General features: G+C 52.5%; 12 protein-coding genes and 1 tRNA gene. 9 read left to right on the top strand and 4 right to left on the bottom strand.

Annotation, left to right across the window (positions count from 1 at the left end; genetic code table 11):
* Positions 1–115: 115 nt before the first annotated feature.
* The 3 genes from hypD to glnA all read right to left on the bottom strand — a co-directional run bounded on the left by hypD (position 116) and on the right by glnA (position 4,331).
* The gene (gene hypD / locus AC0QHF_RS17505) at positions 116–1,237 is read right to left on the bottom strand and encodes a hydrogenase formation protein HypD (protein ID WP_324705521.1); all 1,122 of its coding nucleotides are present in this window, start codon (positions 1,235–1,237) and stop codon (positions 116–118) included.
* Positions 1,238–1,495: 258 nt separating this feature from the next.
* Positions 1,496–2,566: a class I SAM-dependent methyltransferase gene (locus AC0QHF_RS17500; RefSeq protein ID WP_324705520.1), complete on the bottom strand. Its 1,071-nt coding sequence runs from the start codon at positions 2,564–2,566 to the stop codon at positions 1,496–1,498.
* Between the two features lie 343 nt (positions 2,567–2,909).
* Positions 2,910–4,331 carry a type I glutamate--ammonia ligase gene (gene glnA / locus AC0QHF_RS17495; RefSeq protein WP_324705519.1) on the bottom strand — a complete coding sequence of 474 codons (1,422 nt, stop codon included), beginning with the start codon at positions 4,329–4,331 and terminating at the stop codon, positions 2,910–2,912.
* A 165-nt stretch (positions 4,332–4,496) separates the two neighbouring features.
* Here glnA and apcB point away from each other — a divergent pair, with 165 nt between their 5' ends.
* The 9 genes from apcB (at position 4,497) to AC0QHF_RS17450 (ending at position 17,470) form a co-directional block, all read left to right on the top strand.
* Positions 4,497–5,006 carry an allophycocyanin subunit beta gene (apcB, locus tag AC0QHF_RS17490; RefSeq protein ID WP_324705518.1) on the top strand — a complete coding sequence of 170 codons (510 nt, stop codon included), beginning with the start codon at positions 4,497–4,499 and terminating at the stop codon, positions 5,004–5,006.
* Between the two features lie 160 nt (positions 5,007–5,166).
* Entirely contained in the window at positions 5,167–5,997 is an 831-nt protein-coding gene (locus AC0QHF_RS17485; protein WP_324705517.1) for a TlyA family RNA methyltransferase, read from the top strand.
* Positions 5,978–6,703 (top strand): hypothetical protein, encoded by a 726-nt coding sequence (locus AC0QHF_RS17480; protein WP_324705516.1) that lies wholly within the window; start codon positions 5,978–5,980, stop codon positions 6,701–6,703. Before AC0QHF_RS17485 ends, AC0QHF_RS17480 begins: the two co-directional genes overlap by 20 nt.
* Positions 6,704–6,924: 221 nt before the next feature.
* Positions 6,925–8,343, top strand: coding sequence for a hypothetical protein (locus AC0QHF_RS17475; protein ID WP_324705515.1), 1,419 nt, complete (start codon positions 6,925–6,927; stop codon positions 8,341–8,343).
* Positions 8,344–8,361: 18 nt separating this feature from the next.
* Positions 8,362–9,162, top strand: a complete 801-nt coding sequence (locus AC0QHF_RS17470) for a hypothetical protein (RefSeq protein ID WP_324705514.1) — start codon at positions 8,362–8,364, stop codon at positions 9,160–9,162.
* Between the two features lie 220 nt (positions 9,163–9,382).
* The gene (locus AC0QHF_RS17465; RefSeq protein WP_324705513.1) at positions 9,383–10,516 is read left to right on the top strand and encodes an AAA family ATPase; all 1,134 of its coding nucleotides are present in this window, start codon (positions 9,383–9,385) and stop codon (positions 10,514–10,516) included.
* Positions 10,509–11,285 carry a hypothetical protein gene (locus AC0QHF_RS17460; protein WP_324705512.1) on the top strand — a complete coding sequence of 259 codons (777 nt, stop codon included), beginning with the start codon at positions 10,509–10,511 and terminating at the stop codon, positions 11,283–11,285. Before AC0QHF_RS17465 ends, AC0QHF_RS17460 begins: the two co-directional genes overlap by 8 nt.
* Before the next feature lie 114 nt (positions 11,286–11,399).
* Complete coding sequence (locus tag AC0QHF_RS17455) at positions 11,400–17,144, top strand: alpha-2-macroglobulin family protein (protein ID WP_324705511.1); 5,745 nt, start codon at positions 11,400–11,402, stop codon at positions 17,142–17,144.
* Between the two features lie 253 nt (positions 17,145–17,397).
* A tRNA-Glu gene (locus AC0QHF_RS17450) sits at positions 17,398–17,470 on the top strand.
* A gap of 210 nt (positions 17,471–17,680) precedes the next feature.
* Here AC0QHF_RS17450 and AC0QHF_RS17445 read toward each other — a convergent pair.
* Entirely contained in the window at positions 17,681–19,960 is a 2,280-nt protein-coding gene (locus AC0QHF_RS17445) for a transglycosylase domain-containing protein (protein ID WP_324705510.1), read from the bottom strand.
* Between the last annotated feature and the right edge of the window lie 137 nt (positions 19,961–20,097).

The raw sequence follows: 20,097 nt of genomic DNA, 5'->3' as shown, positions 1-20,097 counted from the left end.
GAATACACTGATGTTGGGTTTCGTGCCTCCACCCAACCTACTTAGATAGCTGAAATTTATTTCAAGGCGGGTGAAGTCGAATATACTGATGTTGGGTTTCGTGCCTCAACCCAACCTACTCGGATAAAATGGGTTCAAATTGGTCCGAAACGTCCCGCTGTCGGTAGCGATAATAGGCGGCACAGGCGCCCTCGGACGACACCATCGGCGCCCCCAGGGGATGTTCCGGGGTGCAGCGAGTCCCGAACGCCGGACACTGGTGGGGTTTCTTGATGCCCTGCATGATTTCCCCGCTGATACATTCGCCGGTATCGCAGGGGCTATAAGGCGCGAAATCAAAGCGTTTTTCGGCGTCGAATTCCGCGTAGGGCGATCGCAACCCCAAGCCACTCCGGGAAATTTCTCCGATGCCCCGCCACCGGCGATCGACAATTTCAAACACTTCTGAAATAATCTGTTGTGCGGGTTTATTTCCTTCCCGACTCACCGAACGGCTGTACTGATTTTCTAGTTTGGCTTCCCCGTTTTCTAACTGTCGGATACAGAGATAAATTCCTTGCAGGATATCCACGGGCTCAAAGCCGGTGACGACAATCGGAATATTGTATTTTTTGACAATCGGTTCGTATTCCGTATATCCCATCACCGTGCAGACGTGCCCCGCCGCCAAAAATCCCTGCACCCGACAGTTGGGGGCGGACAAAATCGCCTCGATCGCGGGCGGAACGAGGACGTGGGACACCAGCATCGAAAAGTTTTGAATATTCTGCTGTTTTGCCTGGTAAATCGCCATCGCCGTGGCGGGGGCGGTGGTTTCAAATCCCACGCCGAAAAAGACCACTTGCTTCTCGGGATTTTGCAGGGCAATTTTGAGGGTATCCAGGGGAGAATAAATGATGCGGATATCTCCTCCCGTGGCTTTCACCGATAACAGATCTTTTTCGCTGCCCGGAACCCGCAGCATATCCCCGAAGGAACAGAGGATCGTGTCGGGGCGGGAGGCGATTTCCAGGGCGCGATCGATCAGTTCGATGGGGGTGACGCAGACGGGACATCCGGGGCCGTGAATTAAGGTGATTTCCTCGGGCAAAAGTTTGTCTATCCCGTATTTGACAATTGAATGGGTTTGTCCCCCGCAGATCTCCATGATCGTCCGGGGTTGGGTGGTGACGGATGCGATCGCCCGGGCGTATTTTTGGGCGAGGTCGATATCCCGATATTCGTCAACAAATTTCATATTTTTTATTTAATTAAACTGCATTTTTGTTTTTTTTATGTGCTTCGATAATGACGAAAATTGCACGACATCAGTTTTGAAATTTGCATCGAACTGCAATTGTCACTTTTGATTGTAGTGAACGCCGCCGGATTTCCGGATAATTATCAGACTTTTTTAATATTGTTAATTTGGAGTCATTTGTTGTTGCGCTTGGGCGCTTCGGAGGGGCTAAAGCCCAACAACGGGGTTTGTTGTTGCGCTTTAGCGCCCCAATTCCTAGGCTTCTACCGCCGGTTTGCGGGCGATCCAGTATTTGCTGGCGAAGTGGTGTTGAATTTCGATGTCCCGAAATCCTTCACTTTCGAGGCGATCGCTCAAATTGTCGGTGATGTAGTGGCGATAGTAAGGTTCGTGGAACATCACCGGGAAATTCTCCATCATCGGCCGCAATTCCGGGGAGTCGATCGCCTGGATCGAATCGCAAATGACGAAAACGCCCCCCGGTTGCAAGACCCGAAAACATTCCGCGATCGCATTTTGGCGGGCCTGCGGCGGCAGTTCGTGGAACAAAAACACGGAGGTAATCCCGTGAAAATAGTTGTCCTGGTAGGGCAACGCTTCCACATTCCCTCGGAGCAACTGCGGCAGTTCTCCGGGAATCTCCGAGAGTAGTTGATTGGCTTTCCGCAAATAGGCGGGGGACAGATCGACGCCGTACAGGGACGCCTTGGGGAGGGCGGCGCGGATGAATTTCAACGTCCGCCCCGTCCCGCAGGCGACATCCAACACCCGCACCTGTTTGGGAGACAGGGAGTCAAACGCCCCGACGCCGGCTTTCAGTGGCGCCAAAACCCGCCGCCGCATGGCATCGGCGCCGCCGTTAAAAAGAATCTCCACTTGCAAATCGTACAAATTCGCCGACCAGTCGCTAAAATAGCCGTCGGTCTGGTGGTGGAAATTCTGGACATAATAACTGGGATAGCCCTCGGTGTCGATGTCCGGCGAAAAATCTTGATAGCGTTTGTTGTTGGCCCGGTCTTGAATTCGGGGCAGTTCGAGGCAAACTAGGGGATAGTAAAGAAATACATCCGCCCAGGGCGTATCGAATAGAGTCGATGTGGGATAGACCCCCTCCTCCGCGTCCCGCCAGTCGGTTTCGTAGATTTCCTCCAGGGAAACGCGCATTTTGTCCAGGATCTCTGGGTTCAGGGGTTGCGGTTTCCGCTCGGGACTCGGGGGCGCGATCGCCTGTAGCAGTCGATTGCTGAGGGTTTTGTGGGCGACGCTAAAAATGCTCTTGCCCTGCTGAAATGCCTGATAAGTGAATTGGGTGACTGGATCGGACATGATCGAAACTGAAAATAACGTAAAGATTTGTAATTTATTGTAAATAATTTTATCGTTCCCCGGGGGCGAAGGGTTGAGAAATATTCGGATGTCCCAAGCACCCCCACAGAGCAATTGATATAGCAGTGCGCGCTCGTGTGTTGACAGTTCCGGAAAGGGGGACAAACCTCGAAAGCCCGATGACAAGGGAATTTTCCATCCCTACACCCTACACCCTACACCCTACACCCGCGCGCAGCGCTATAATTATCAATTATCAATTATCAATTGTTAATTAAAAAAAGCCACCCCGAAGGATGGCTCATGGTTCTGGGAATCTCAAGTTGGTAATTCGTTCGGCGAATTAGCAGTCGTAGTACAGGGAGAACTCGAACGGGTGGGGACGCAACCGCATCGGGTTAACCTCGTTGTCGAGCTTGTAGGAGATCCAGTTGGTGACGAAATCTTCCGTGAACACGCCGCATTCGGTCAGGAAGGTGTGGTCGTTTTCCAGGGCCTCCAGTGCCAGTTCCAGGGAACCGGGGGTCGAGGGGATCTTGCGGAGTTCTTCCGGACTCAGATCGTAGATGTCCACGTCGAGGGGTTCGCCGGGATGGATCTGGTTCTTGATGCCGTCGAGTCCCGCGCACAGCATCGCCGCGAAGGCGAGGTAGGGGTTGGCGGTGGCGTCGGGGCAGCGGAACTCCAGGCGCTTGGCCTTGGGGTTGTCGCCGGACAGGGGAATCCGAACCGAGGCGGAACGGTTTCCTTGGGAGTAGGCCAAGTTCACCGGGGCTTCAAAACCGGGCACCAGCCGCTTGTAGGAGTTGGTGGTGGGGTTGGTGAAGGCCAGCAGGGCCGGGGCGTGGCGCAGGATGCCGCCGATGTAGTACAGGGCCATTTCGCTCAATCCGGCGTAGCGATCGCCCGCGAACATCGGTTGGCCGCCCTTCCAGATGGACTGGTGGGTGTGCATCCCGGACCCGTTGTCGTTGAAAACGGGTTTGGGCATGAACGTCACGGTTTTGCCGTACTTTTTGCCGACGTTCTTGACGACGTACTTGTAAATCATCAAGTCGTCCGCCGCCTCGATCATCGTCCCGAATTTGATGCCGAGTTCGTTTTGTCCGCCGGTGGCCACTTCGTGGTGGTGCTTTTCGATGGGGACGCCGCACTTGGCCATCGTCAGCAGCATTTCCGTCCGCAGGTCCTGCATGGTATCCGTGGGGGAGACGGGGAAGTAGCCCTCTTTGTAGCGGGGTTTGTAGCCCAGGTTGCCCCCAGGTTCTTCCCTACCCGAGTTCCAGCGCCCCTCGATGGAATCGACGTAGTAGTAACCGCAGCTTTGGGTCTGGTCGAAGCGAACGTCGTCGAAGACGAAAAATTCGGCTTCCGGGCCAAAAAAGGCGGTGTCCCCGAGGCCGGTTTCGTTCAGGTAATCGATCGCCTTCTGGGCGATGGAACGGGGACAGCGGCTGTACCATTCCCCCGTCCGGGGTTCCTTGATGCTACAGATCACGCTCAGGGTCGGTTCAGCCATGAACGGGTCGATCCAAGCCGTTTTCGGGTCGAGGACCATCATCATGTCGGATTCGTTGATGGCCTTCCAGCCCCGGATGCTGGAACCGTCGAAGGCGACGCCGTCGGTGAAGGAAGTCTCGTCGATCTGGCTCCTGTGAACCGTCAGGTGCTGCCAGGTTCCCGGCATATCGATAAATTTCAGGTCGATGACTTCAATATTCTGGTCTTGAATCATACTCAAGACTTCTTGGGCCGTCTCGGGCATATATCTCTCCTTACTATTTCCACTATTTGAGGAGCTTACCAGATTTCCTGACCAAGCATCTGGCTGATCATAGTGACTCAGATTGATTAAGTTTTGTATTGAGTGTTACACTATGGCACGACGTGGCTCAGAATAATTGAAAGATATCATAGGGAGATAAACTTCATGCGGGACGCAGTCACGAGCCTGATTAAAAATTACGACATCACCGGACGGTACCTCGATCGCGATGCGATCGATTCCTTAAAATCCTACTTTGCCACCGGAACGGGGCGGGTGCAAGCCGCCACCACCATCAGTGGCAGCGCGGCCGAACTGGTCAAGCAAGCGGCCTCCCAATTGTTCACCGAGCTGCCCGAACTGATCCGGCCGGGTGGAAATGCCTACACGACCCGCCGCTATGCGGCCTGTCTGCGGGACATGGACTACTACCTGCGCTATGCCACCTACGCTCTGGTGGCCGGGGACACGGACGTTCTTGACGAGCGCGTGCTGCAAGGGTTGCGGGAAACCTACAATTCCCTCGGAGTTCCCATCGGACCCACCGTGGTCGGCCTCGGAATTCTCAAGGAATTGGTCAAGGAAAAAGTGCAGGCGGCCGGCATCGAAGTGGGCGCTTATTTGGAGCAACCCTTCGAGCACATGATCCGCGAGTTAAGTGAAACTGACCTTTAATATCATCTTTTTTCCTAAATCGGGCCGAAATCGGTTCGGATTGGGGAAATTTGCATCTGTCAATTCTATCAATTGAATGGCTGAAAAGGGGCGACACGCGATCGCCTCTTCTTTTTTGGGGCGGGGGGCTTCAATCTCAAATCTCAAATCTAAAATTATTATGAAACAGCGTCTCGATACTCTTCTGGTCGCGCGCGGCCTGTCGGATTCCCGGCAGCGGGCCCAACGTCTGATCCGGGCCGGGGAGGTGATGGTCAACCGCCAGGTGATCGACAAACCGGGTACGGAAGTGGATGTGGAAGCCACGATTGATGTCAAAGCGCGATCGCCTTTCGTGTCCCGGGGGGGCGAAAAACTCGCCCAGGCCCTCGATATTTTTGCAATCGACCCGGCCGGGAGAATCTGCATCGACGGCGGCATTTCCACGGGGGGGTTTACGGACTGCCTCCTACAGCGGGGGGCAAAACAAGTCTACGGAATTGATGTCGGTTACGGACAGGTCGATTGGCGGTTGCGAAACGATCCCCGCGTCATTTTGTCCGAACGGACGAACCTCCGCCACCTGACCCCGGAACAGTTGTACGGCGACGATGCCGGTGACAATTTTGCCGATTTGGGTGTCGTCGATGTCTCGTTTATCTCCCTGACCAAAATTCTGCCCGCACTGTGGGAACTTCTACAATCTCCCCGGGAGATCGTGTTGCTGGTCAAACCTCAATTTGAAGTCGGAAAAGGTCGCGTCGGGAAGAAGGGAGTCGTCCGAGATCCCGGCGATCAAGCTGAGGCGATTTTTCGGGTCGGAGGCGCGGCTCGAACCCTCGGGTGGCAGTACCGGGGTCTCACTGGGTCGCCGATTCAAGGCCCTGCCGGTAATATCGAATACTTGTTATGGTTATCTGATGGCGGCCAGTCACTTCCGAGTTTGGATGCGATCGCCAAAATCACCCAGTCCACTCAACTCGAATTCAAAAATGGTACGGCAAAAAACTAAATCTTCGCCCGGTTCGGCGCAACCTTTCCAACGGTTGGGTAAATTCGGTCAATACATTGTTTGCGCCCTCGCCTACGTCGCCTGCGGCATGGTTCTGGTGGCGATCGCGATCGTCGCCAAAGTCCTGGCACTGCAGTTGGCGCACCACTTCGTTTATCCGATCTTCGTGTTCGGCGACCTGCTGCGGGGATTGGAAATTATCGAGTTATTAAATTTGCTGGTTTTCGCCATCCTGGGCATGGGATTCGGGCTGGCGACTGCCCTGTTACCCACGGTCGATAGCCGCAAAATTAGCGCGGCATTTTTGGTGATTTTAGTCCCGGTTATTTTGGCGATCCCACAAATTTTTAAATACAATCTTTGGGTACAAGATATCGCCCGGGAAGATCAGATCGTACCGGACCAAGCCACCGCGATCGCCGACTCGTTTTTGGAACGCCGCATCGGCCACGACGGCGTATTCGGATTTTACCTCTACACCGGACAATTTCCGATGATTCCCACCAAACAATCCCAGATGGAGGATCTGGAAAAACTCGAAAAACAGGTCAACTCCAAATTTGTAAAAGTCAGCGGCATCCCCCCCACCATCGTCAATTGGCTGATGGGAATTTGCTTCTGGGGAATTCGGTTATTTTATTTCTGCGTCGCCGCCATCACCACCGCCGCCCACTTCAAGGATGGCGTGAAGCTCGTGGGGCGGTAGTCCGCTCCCTCGGATTTCGATTCAAATTCGATATCATGGAAGTTGGCGTCAATTTTGCCCGCCGCGACGATATGGCACATCGCCCCCAAATCCCCAATTCTGGGGGCCTTGATTGATCGAGTTTTCAATCATCATTTCACGTCGCTATATTGAATTCTGGCGGAATTCGGGATACCCAAACTGTAGCAAAATTGACCCCCCACGATTTCAAGGGTATTTTTATGTCCATTATTCCGGAATATCTGGTAATTCTGATCGCGATTTTCGTGGTCGCGCCATCCATCATCGCCGTTTTCCTGCGGATGGCACTTCACTATTATTTGGTCAATCAGGGCAGCAAAGTCCGGCGACTGATTTACGGCCAGTCCGTCGGCAATACTCCCAAAATTATCGACTATTTAGAAACCCGACTGGCGGCGGCCCGCCAAGAACTCGAACAGGTCAACACCGCTGCCCTCATCGACCACGTTTACAGCCAGCAGCGGGTTTTATTCATCTCCTGTGAACAAATCGACCAATTCTGTCGCATTCTCCCCAATTTGTTGCTATCTTTCGGTTTGCTGGGAACCTTCGTCGGCATTACGATCAATTTGGCATCTCTGAGTCAGAGTGTCAGCGAAAGCAACGTCACCGACATCGCCAGTTTGCTCCAAGATATTCAAGAACCCCTGCGGGGGATGGGGATTGCCTTTACGTCCAGTTTGACCGCGATCTTTTTTAGTGCATTGATCGTAATTGTCAACTTTATGTTTAATACCAATCTGGCGAAATATCGCTGGATGAGTGCCTTGGAAGACTATCTCGACAACATCTATCAGCCCTCGTTGAAGGGAAAGACGAAAACCGATAAAATTGTCCAAGAAATGGTGCAGGTTTTCGACCAGTTTTTGATTCGCTTCGGCCAGGGGATTCAGACTTCCATCGAATCGGCATTTCGAGACAAAATCGACGAGATTTCCGCCGCCAACCTGAAAGCCAACCAACTCGCCGAACAGGTTTACTCCCGCCTGTTGGACGCATCCGCCACCGTGACTCAAAGTGCCAAGGACTTTCAAATTGCGGGCGATCGCTTTTTGGAAGTTGCCCGGGCCTTTGAACAGAACGAATTCCCACAGCAGCTATCGGGGGCGACCGCCAATTTGGCGAACATCCAACGCAGTTTCTCCCAGTCCGCCGCCGGTTTGGCGACCTCCGTTCAATCGGTGGATCTCGCCGTTATCGAATTACAAAATTATAGCAAACGTTTGGTCAAATTCGGCGAACAAATTCACCAAACCAACCAGACCGCTTTGAATTTATTGGACACCCAAACGCACAATCAACAGGCCTTCGATCGCGCGATCGAACAGACCCAGACGGCCTCCCAAGGCTTCCAATCGGCGACGAATACCCTCGATGCCCTCCAGCGTCGCATCGTGGCGAGAACGGACGGTTTTGAGGGGGTGCAGGAAGAGTTATCGAAATTGGTGACAACCCTGCAAAGCTACACGGCGGGAATCAATCAAACCACCAGTTCCAATTCTCCCGTCCCCCCCGTGGAATTGCAACCGATTATTGCGGGGTTACAAGAATGCGTCACCCACCTGCAAGACACCAAGAACGAACTGTATCGACTGCGGTACACCCTGGAAAAACAGTAAAATTGAGAGGTTAAAATAATGCGTCCTCCCCGTTATCGACACGCCGAGGAAGAATTGAACGTCTGGCCGGCGTTTACGGATTTGATGGCGAACGCCTTCATGATTTTGAGCCTATTTCTATTTTTGGCAATTATCAAGTCCGTGTTTATCCAGACCATTTCGGATGCGAATAAATCGCGATCGCAACAATTGCAAATCCAACTCTCCGAATTGCAAAGCCAATTGCAGCAGCGAACCACCGAAGTCACCGGACTACAGGGGCAAGTTGCCCGACTGCAAACCGAATTGCGGCAGAAAGGCGATGAAGTCATTCAATTAAAAGGAGAAGTGGAACGGTTAAAATCACCTCCGGTTATCGTGTTGCGGGATTCTGCCGCGCGGCGGTTCGAGTCCGGCAGTGCGGAAATTTCGGCGGGACTGAATGAATTTATCGAGGAAGAATTGGTCAAACAAATTAAAAGTTTCGCCGAGGATTATGAGGGCTATGTGGTGGAAGTCATCGGCCACACGGACGGGCAAATTACGGGCGGCGGTTACAGCAATTTAGACCAAAGTTTGGAACAAGTCACCCGCGACAATGCCCCCGTCAGCAGTTTAGTGCCCGGTTCCAATGCCGACCTGGGTTTGATGCGAGCGTTAGCTGTGGTTGAAAAGTTACAAGAAAATGAGGAATTGCAGCCCTTGAACTTGACGTTTAAAGCCTATTCCGCCGCCCAATTATACGACGCTTCGGGGGATTATGCCGCATCCAATCGCAGTTCCGACCCGAGTCGGCGCCGGATCGAAATTCGGTTCACTCCGAAGGCGGTGGAACGGTAGGAAATTGACCGCAGAGGTTGAAATTTTACTCGATGGCAATTTTTTGCGGATCTGAGGGTTGACTTTTCCCCAACTTTGGATTAAAATGGACGGATCAATTCACAAAGCGTGAGTTAGCCCGAAATTACAGCATAGATATTTGTGGACTGAATCCTTATTCTTTTATCAGTTCGTCGAAAACTGAGTCTTTTTCAAACTAACATTAATATACTGTAAATAAATGCTAGAAGAAGTAACATTAACTAACTTTAAGAGTCACCGATCTACAGAACTTTATCTAGATAGTTCACGCTTGCATGCGCTGGTCGGAAAAAACAGCTCTGGAAAAACATCTATTTTGCAAGCATTACATTGTCTGAGTCGGCTTTCGAGTTCAGAATTCAAAAATGTTTTTGGATATGAAAGATCGCCGGATTTTCTGGCAACTGTCGGACAAGATAATGTATCTGCTATTGTGAAAGGATTTTGGGGATACGGAAATAACCGAAAAGGTTGGACAGCTTCTTATAATTTTCGGAGAGACAATCATAAGTGGGAACCAGAGGCATCCTGGAAATTAGACCAAGAAAAGGGAAGTACAAAGGGATGGTATCAATCATTAAGCGAAGCTCCATATCCAATTCCAGCAGCTTTGAAATATGCCGTTTATTTGAAGCTAGTGGCGGCTAAACTTGCTGAGGCAGCATACAGTGAATCCGTCACCCCGAGAGTTGAATATGATGGTTCAATGTTGGCACCAACTCTAGATTACCTTCGGAGTGAAACTCCCGATCAATTTCGACGTTTACAGGAAATGTTGAAGCGTATTGTTCCGGGTGTTCGGGAAGTTGGAATCAGACGAGCTAAAGTTAAGGTTACTCGTCAACGGTTAATAGAAATTGATGGTAAATCTATATCCTACGATGAAAATCAAGAAATAGCCGGTCAAGAAGTTGTTGTCGATATGAATACGGGCGATCGCATTCCGGCCCATTCCATCAGCGAAGGAACCATGCTAACTTTGGGATTATTGACATTTTTAGTGAATCCCAATCAACCCAACCTGATATTGTTAGATGATGTCGAACAGGGGCTGCATCCAGAAGCACAACGAGAATTAGTTTCGGTTTTCAAGGAAATTATTCAAGCTAACAGTAATTTGCAAATTATCTTTTCGACTCATTCTCCTTATATTGTGGACGAACTGTCCCCTTCTCAAGTTCACGTTTTGAGTAATACAAACTCGGGATTCACCTGTTGCAAACGATTGGACGAGCATCCCGATGTTGAATGGGCAACACAAGCGTTAACCACCGGAGAGTTTTGGGATGCAGAAGGCGAAGATTGGGTGATTGCTGGGGAAACACATGATTGAGTTGATTGTCATCGTCGAAAGTGATGCCGATGCACGAATTGCCACTCATTTGGCTGAACGGGTTTTGCTGGAAAAAATCGATTGGCTAGAAACCAGCCTGTTGCCCAACTTGTTTCGCTGGAGCGGTTTGGAAGAAAATAGCGATCGCTCTTACTGGAGGGATGCTATCAAGATTATCAATAATTACAAGAGATCGGGTCTTCATATGCCACGATTTTTACGTCGCAAGAAAATTGAATCACCCTTGAAATCTGACGAAGCGAGGACGATGAAGATCTTAAATTTAATCCAAGCTCTTCAACATCAAAGCAATCGACAAATTAAGGCAGTTCTTTTTATTCGCGATTTGGATCATCAACCTGAGCGAAAGGAAGGGATGGAACACGCCCGTTTAGAATACATTGAGCAACAGCCGAAACTAGAAATTATTATTGGTGTAGCAAATCGGATGCGGGAAGCCTGGGTTTTAAATGGGTTTATTGCATCCAATCCGGATGAAGATAACATTTTGACAGACATCAAAACTCAATTAAATTTCGATCCTTGTGAAGAAGCTCACAGACTGCGTGAACGTTCTTTTCAAGAACCCGATCGCATCAGAAATCCCAAAGTTGTCGTCGAACAATTGACGAGAGGCGATCGCGATCGCGAACGGCAATGTTGGGAAACAACGCCCCTCCATATTTTACGAGAAAGAGGTGTTTATACGGGTTTGACAGCGTATATGGACGAAATTGAGCAACGGTTGGTTCCCATTATTATCGACTAAAATAGCGATCGCTTCCAACCCTCCTCCCCCAACTGTTAAGAATTTTGGAAGTTTCCGGAATGGCGGGACATCGATCTGTTATCACGGGGGTACGAATTGCGATCGGATCTGAATATGCGAACCCGAGGCTTCTCCCGCAAAACCTGGCGGCGGTATTTCCTACTCTTTTTATTCATCTTCACGATCGCCGGGTGTCGGATTTTCAGCGGACAACCCGGCGGCGAATCCCTCCCGACGATTTCCGCCCTCCCCACCCCCCAACTTCCCGAGTGGATTGAGGACATCAACCCCACGGAAGAAGCCGCCTCCCTCAGCCCGGTTCGCGTTATTTTCAAAGATCCGTTAATTCCCGTCGAACGCCTCGACTCTCCTAACCAGCGGCAGCAACTCAAATATTTCGATATCACGCCGGATATTCCGGGGGAATTTCGCTTTCTCACCCCCCGCATGGTCGGTTTTCAGGCGGAAGAAACGATTCCCCGGGCGACTCGGTTTCGGGTGACGCTGAAAAAGGGACTCGGCGACTTAAATAATCACAAATTGGAGGCGGATTTGCCCTGGACGTTCCAAACGCCCGCGATCGCCCTCTCCAACCTTCCCGGGACGGAGGAAAACCCCGGTACGAAAGAAGATCCCGTGGGGTTGGAACCGACGCTGAAATTTACGTCCAACGTGGAACTCGATCCCGCCTCCCTCGACGAGCACGTTCAACTCATTTCCGACAAGACAAAACAGACTGTACCCCTGACGGTGGCGTTGGTTGAGGATGAAGCCGATGGGGAGGAGGTTTCGGGGCGGACAGAGGTAGAGCCATCATCCCATATGTGGGATTATAGCATAAAACCGGACAAAAAGCTAGAAAAAGGGGCGAGATACAACCTGGAAATTACGCCGGGACTGCGATCGCGGCGAGGAAATTTGCAGAGTCAGTTTATCATTTCCAACCCGATTTACACCTACGAACCCCTGCAATTTCAAGCCCTGCAATTTTACGGGAAACCGGGGGAAGGTGTCAGCTACGGACGGTTTACCAACGGCAGTCCACAGCTAAAGTTTAATAACGGAATTATTGCGGAATCAGCAGTCGAAAATATCGGTATAACTCCCGTCCCGCAGGAGGATTCCCCGCCGTTTGTTCAAGCCTACGACGGAAGTGATACCGTCAGTTTGAACGCCTGGGCGTTGGAACCGAACACCAATTACACGATCGCGATCGGCGGCAACCTGAAAGATAAATTCGACCAAACTTTAGAAAAACCCGTCACCCTCAATTACAAAACCGGAGATCTCGCCGCCAACCTTTGGACTCCCTCCGGACTCAATATTTTTCCATCCAGTGAAAATTTACAACTGAATATTTCCACCGTCAACCTTCCTGATGCAAAATATCGGGCGGCTTACCAGATCGTACAGCCGGAAGATTTGGTTTATAGCAATAACGCGAACCTCAGAAATCAAGGCAAAAACTTACTGCCACCGAAACAACGCTGGACTTCCTTCTCCGTCGCCAACCCCAAAAACGAAACCCAGGAAACCCCCATCAATTTGCGGGAAAAATTGGGGGGCGAAACGGGGTTATTAGCTTACGGAATAACAGCCCGAACCACGTCCTATCAGAAAAACGGAACCACCCAATGGAACGAACCGGAATATTATGGTTTAGTTGAATTGACAAATTTGGGCGTATTTGCCCAGTGGTTTCCCGAGTCCGGGTTGGTGAGAGTCAACCATTTGGATGACGGTTCGGCGGCGGAATCGGCGTCCGTCGAGATTTACAAATCCCAGTTGGAAGCGACGACATTTCCGGACCCCGAACCCTGTGCGTCCGGGACGACGGATGAGAACGGATTGTTGCGGTTGAATGGGGAACAATTGCGGGGATGTATGGACGGAAACCGCTTCGAGAAAGGGCCGCAATTATTGGCGATCGCAAAAGAAGGAAACGACTGGGCGTTTACCCGGACATTTTCTTATAGCGGCAGTTACGGCTACGGAATTTACGCCAATTGGGAAAACAATCAACCCATTTCTCGCGGGACGATTTTTTCCGATCGCCAACTCTACCAACCGGGCGAACCCGTCGCCTTAACCGGAGTCGCGTCCTATTTGCAAAATGGTGAATTGAAACTCGATAAAAATATCCCCTATGCCCTCACCCTGGAAACGCCAAGCGGAGAAAAACGGCAACTCGGAGAGTATCAAACCAACGAATTCGGCACATTTTCCGTCGAATTAGATTTGCGGCCGGACGATCCCTTGGGCAACTATGCGATCGCGGCAAAAAGTAACGGCGGGGTGGAAATTGCCGGTAATTTCCGAGTCGCGGAATTCAACCCCCCCAACTTCAAAGTTGACCTGAATCTCGATCGCGAATTTGCCGTTCCCGGCGATACCCTGACCGCCACCGCCAAAAGCGATTATCTCTTCGGTGCCCCCGTCGTCGGCGGCGAGGCGGAATATTACGTCACCCGGACGGCGACGGATTTCACCCCCCAAGGTTGGGATAAATATAGTTTCGGGCGACAGTGGTTTTGGCCGGAAGAAAAACCCGCCGTGCCCAGCGACGTTTTGCAGCGATCGCGGCAACTCGACGACAGCGGAACGGGCACGGAAACCGTGATGATTTCCGATGACTTACCCTATCCGATGCGGTATCGGGTGGACGTGGATGTTAAAGATGTCTCAAACCTGTCGGTGGCGAATTCAAAAAGCGTGGTTGCCCTCCCCGGCGATCGCCTGATCGGACTGAAAACCAAGTTCGTCGCCGAAGCCAACCAAGCCTTTCCGGTGGATGTTATCGTCACCGATATCAACGGTAAATCCCTCGATAATATTCCCCTAAAATTGCAACTGCAAAAAATGAATTACAGCAGCATCACCCGCGTGGTGGAAGGGGGGCAAAGCGATCGCAATCAGATCGAATACGAAACCGTGGCGACGCTGGATGTCCGCAGCGAAAATACCGCCAAAACCGTCGAACTGACCGCCCCCGAGTCCGGTTCTTACCGCATCCAGGCGACATTTGCCGACGAAAAAAACGACAGTCCCAACGCCACGGACATCCAAATTTGGGTGACGGGAGACGAGGCGGTTCGCTGGGGAAATCGTTACGATAACCGCCTGGAAATTAAACTCGATCGCGACACTTACCAACCCGGAGATACGGCAACGGCGTTGATTCAATCTCCCTACGAAGAAGGCGAACTCTTTTTCGCCGTCATCCGCGATCGCACGTTCTACGAAACCCTGATTCCCGTCAAGGGCGGCGCCCCGGAAATTCGGTTTCAAGTCACGCCGGAAATGTTGCCCAATGTGGCAGTAGAAGCGGTATTGGTGAGACAAGGAAAATCTCTCTCCGAAATTGAACCGGGAAGCTTGGATAACTTGGTATCAATCGGGATGACACCCCTACAAGTTGACAAGGCGAAAAAATACCTGCAAGTCAACGTCAACCCCACCCAACCGGACATTCAACCCGGTTCCGAAGAAACCCTGAAATTGACATTATTCGATTTCCAAAATAAACCGATTCGCGGACAAATCACATTGATGGTCGTCAACGATGCGATACTGCAATTAAACGGCTATCGCCCCCCCAATTTGGTGGATACGGTTTACGCCGAACAGTCGATTTCGACCAATTTCAGCGATAATCGCCCCGACGTCCAATTGGAACAGCGGACATCCGCCTTGGAAAAAGGTTGGGGATACGGCGGCGGACTCTCTGCCGGGACTGCGGCGACTTCTGTACGCCAGGATTTCAAACCCCTCGCCTATTATGACGGTTCGATTGTGACGGATAATGATGGAAAAGCCGAAGTTACCCTCACCCTCCCCGACAATTTAACCACCTGGCGGGTGATGGCAGTCGCCAGCGATGGCAACCTCAACTTCGGTTCCGGGGAAGCCACATTTATCACCACCAAACCCCTATTATCCAATCCGATATTACCGCAATTTGCGCGGGTGGGCGATCGCTTTTTGGCGGGGGTTTCCGTCACCAACCGGGAAAACGCCGAAGGACGGTTGAACATCACCGGAAATGTGGACGGCGGTATCCGATTTACCGCCGGAAATAATACCAGCCACAACCTGAAAACCAAAGCCGAACCCGACACCCAAGCCTATCGCTTTCCCGTCGTCGTTGAAGATACCGAAACCGCCGAGATTCAATTTACCACCCAATTGCAAAATCTGGGCGACAGCTTCCAAGTTCCGTTAGAAATTAAACCCTTGGAAGTCTCCGAAACTGCGATCGCATCCGGAACCGCCACCGAAGCGATTACAATTCCCGTCAATGTCGATAAAGAGGTAATTCCCAATGCGGGGGGATTGAACATTTCCCTGGCGAGCACCTTGATTCCCCAATTGACGGAACCCGCCAAACAGATTTTTGAACGGGAATACTACCCCTTCCTCGAACCGGCGGCAAGTCAACTATTAATCGCCTCCAATCTGCGGATTCTCGGCGAGAAATATAATAACTTGGAGGATCTGAATTTGGAAAGTCGGGGGAATGATGCGATCGCAACCTTAAAAACCCTCCAGGGAGAAGACGGTGGCTTCCGCTATTTCCCCGATGCGAAAACATCCGATCCCGTCCTGTCCAGCTATGCGGCGGAAGCATTGGCAACGGCGAAAATAGCCGGATTTGAGGTTGATAATAATCGCATCGAACGCCTCAAAACCTACCTGAATCAAGTGATCGCAGATCCGAGTCAAAATGACTTCTGTGGCGATAATATCTGTAAAAACCGCCTGCGTCTGAATGCGTTGATGGCGTTGTCCGCCTTGGGGGAAACTCGCGGCGATTTCATGGCGGAAATTTACGGAATTCGGGAACAATTCGATCCCGTCACCCAAATCGAACTCGCCCGCTATCTCGCCAATTTCCCGGAATGGCAACAGGAGTTCAATACCCTATTTGATGAAATCCAAGAAATTATCTACCAAACCGGGCGGACGGCAACCGTTAATTTACCCAATGGATATCAGTGGTTGGACTCCCCCGCCACCGTCCAATCCCAGGCGTTGCGGTTATTTATCGCCCAAAAGCAACAGCCGGAAACCGTCGGTAAATTAGTCCAAAGTCTGCTGAATCTGCGGCGGGAGGGCACCTGGCGAAACCGCTACGATACCGCCGAGGCGTTAACCGCTTTGGTGGCTTACGCGGAAACCGAACCCACGCCGGAAAACCTGCGAGTCGCCATCACGTTGGGAGATCTAAACTTGGGTTCGACGCAATTTGAAAGCGATCGCAATACCAGTTTCAACCTCGATATCCCGATGGAAGAATTGCCCAAAGGAGACAATCAACTGGTGATTCAACCCTCCGGTTCCGGACAGTTAAATTATTGGGTAGAATACGGCTATCGCCTGGAAGGAAACCAGCCCGGAAGACTGAACGGACTGCGGGTGATCCGAACCGTCCGCCCCGCCAATGACAGCGAAATTCTGTACACCTCCGGACTGTCGGCGGAATCCAAACCCTTGGAAGTGAAACCCGGACAGGTATTCGATATCGGATTGGAAATTATCGCCGATCGCCCCGTCGATCGCGTTATAATTACCGACCCCCTCCCCGCCGGATTTGAAGCCGTCGATGCCAGTTTCCAAACCAGCAATCGAGCCCAAACCGCCCAGTCGGATAGCTGGGAAATCGGCTACCAAACCATCTACCGCGATCGCATTTTTGCCTACGGCGATCGCCTCGAACCCGGCGCCTACCAACTGCACTACCTCGTCCGTTCCGTCACCCCCGGCGAATTCATCTGGCCCGGGGCGAAAGCCGAATTGCAATATGCCCCCGAAGAGTTCGGACGCACCGCCTCCGGACTGCTGGTGGTGTCCGATCGCTAAACTTTGGCCCCCCACCCCTCCATTCAGATGGGGCTCCCCTCTCCCAAAGTTGGGAGAGGGGTTGGGGGTGAGGGCGAGAACATAGACCATTCACCCCACCCCACCAAAAACCCCTGAAACCTCTGTCTGAAGGGAGATTCAGCCCCCGCCGAAAAAAAGATCAAAAAAATTTCAGAAAAGGGTTGACACGCCCGAAAAGATTCGCTAAGTTATTAAAGGTGAAAGGCGCGGTCAGCACCGGACACACCAACAAGCCCCCATCGTCTAGAGGCCTAGGACACCTCCCTTTCACGGAGGCGACAGGGATTCGAATTCCCTTGGGGGTACTCCAAAACCAAAGGCTAAGGCAGAGATTTCCAAAGAGTCTCTGCCTTCGTCTTTTGGGAATAGGGAATGGGGAATGGGGAATGGGGAAAAGGCAATAGGCAATAGGTTTTCTTGACCGTTGCTCCCTACACCCTACACCCGACTCCCGACTCCCGACTCCCGACTCCCGACTCCCGACTCCCGACACCCGACTCCCGACTCCCTAAAACTTAGGGTACGATCTTGCCCATATAATTCCCCCAGAGTCGCGCGGCGTCGGCACTGCTGCCGCGGGTGGGGGAATTGTCGTCGTTGCCCAGCCAAACGCCGGTGGTGAGGTTGTCGGCGGGGATATAGCCGATAAACCACAGGTCAACACTCGAGTTGGTGGTGCCCGTCTTTCCCGCTTCGCCCAACCCCAAACTGGCATTTTGGCCCGTTCCCCAGCGGACCACACCCTGCAGCAGGGACGTCAGGGTTTCCGTCACCACCGGGGAAATCACCTGGGGGACGGTGGGATTTTCGCGATCGTAGGCGTAGATCACCCGACAACTGTTGATATCCATCGGATCGATACAGTCGCTGCTGTCCAAAATGCGCCGGATCGCGTGGGGGCGGTGGGCCAGACCCCGGTTAGCGATCGCGTTGAAGGCCCCCGTCATTTCCAGCAGCGTCACCTCACTCTGTCCGAGAATCAGACCCGGAACTGGCTTCAACTCCGAACGGATGCCCAGACGCCGGGCCATCTGCACGACGGAATCCAACCCCACCTCCCGGGCGATCCGCAGGGCCGTGACATTTTCCGATAATGCCATCCCCCGGTACATATCGATCGCCCCACTACTGCGATCGCACCCCCGAAAGCTTTGTCCCTGCCAGGTCAGCGGTTCGCAGGAATAAGTCGCCCCGGGGGGAATCCCTTGATCCAAAGCCGCCGCGTAGGGAAAGAGTTTGAACGTCGATCCGGGCTGTCGCAGGGCTTGGGAAGCCCGGTTGAATTGACTTTCCCCGTAGTCCAAGCCCCCCACCATCGCCAATATCTCTCCGCTGGTGGAGTCCAGGGTCACGATCGCCCCCTGGGAAAACTCTTCCGATCGGCCCGTGGTGTTGATGGTTTGCCGCAGGGACGCCTCCGCCGAATTTTGGATGTCGAGATCCAAAGCCGTCTCGACGATAAAATTCCCCTCCCGGGCCAGTTGAGTCCCCAACAACCGCTCGATTTCGGCAAAGACAAAATCGTAAAAATAGGGAGCGGCGGTATTTTCCAAAAGTTCCCGGGCTTCGGGATTGATTTCGATCCGCGATCGCCGGGCTCGGTTAGCCTCTTCCTCGCCGACCATCCCCAAGACCACCATCCGATTCAGGACGCGATCGCGGTACTGCACCGCCAACTCGTAATTTTGGATCGGGTTGAACGTATTCGGCGCCGGCAAAATCCCCGCCAGGGTCGCCGCCTCCGACAGCGTCAAATCCGCCGCCGACTTGCCAAAATAAAACTGCGCCGCATCCTCAAACCCGTATAAATCCAACCCCAAATAAACCCGGTTCAAATAGGTCAGCAGCAGGGTATTTTTCCCGTAAACCGTCTCCAACTTCAGGGCGACGATCGCCTCCCGCAGCTTCCGCCCCGCCGAATCCTCCGTCCCCACATAATCCCGAAACAGGTTGCGGGCCAACTGCTGGGAAAGCGTGCTCCCCCCCTCGCGAATTTCTCCCCCCTCCCAGTTCGTCACCAGGGCCCGGGCGATCCCGATCGGGTCGATGCCCAGATGCCAGTAAAAGCGGCTGTCCTCCGAGGCGATCACCGCTTTGGGCAAATATTCGGAAAAATCGGCGAGGGCCTCCAACTCCAGGTGGGCAGTGTTGTTGGTCGGACTCCGCAGGGGAATATTATCTTGGGAGTAAATCACCACCGGGCCGGCGATCGTCCGGGGCAAAGGCCGCACCGCGAACTTTTGCCACTCCACCAGCACCACCGCCGCGGCCAACGCCGTCACCCCGCAGATGCCATAAAATCCGTATCGCAACGCCCGGACGTACCAGGGCGGCGGATCGACAAACTGAACCCGGACGCCATTCGCCAGTTCGGGGGGACCCAAGGTGATCACGTCGCCGTGACGCAGCGGAAAGGTTTCGATGCGGCGAGAACCCTTATAAATTCCATTGGTGGAATTTTCATCTTTGATAAAAAACTGCCGGGACGGACGCTCTCCGAACGGCGTTTTTTGGGGTGCCTGTCGCAGCAGGCACAGGTGAACTTGGCTGACGACGGGGTTACGGATGACGATATCGCTCGATCGCGAAGACCGTCCCACGACGTAGCGATCGCCCAACAAAGGATAGACGTCCGCGCGATCGGCGTCGGCATTTTGCACCCAAAGTTCCGGAACCCTGCTGTTGGGCTCAAGGGCAAGCCGGGAGAAGTTGACCTTAGCTTGAAGGGTCTGAACGACCTGGGTAATGGCACCAAGAACAGTATTTGACTTCTGGGGAGGCTTGCTAGATGACATATTTGGCGAGTATTTCGCATATAGCCCTACTGGCTATTTTAACGTTTCTGTGGGCGGGAACATCTTGAATTGGGGTGTGGGGAGGGGGGAGTAGGCAATAGGCAATAGGCAATAGGCAATAGGCAATGGGCAATGGG

It is taken from the genome of Lyngbya sp. CCY1209, assembly GCF_055795065.1.
This window is presented reverse-complemented; position numbering and strand designations above follow the sequence as displayed.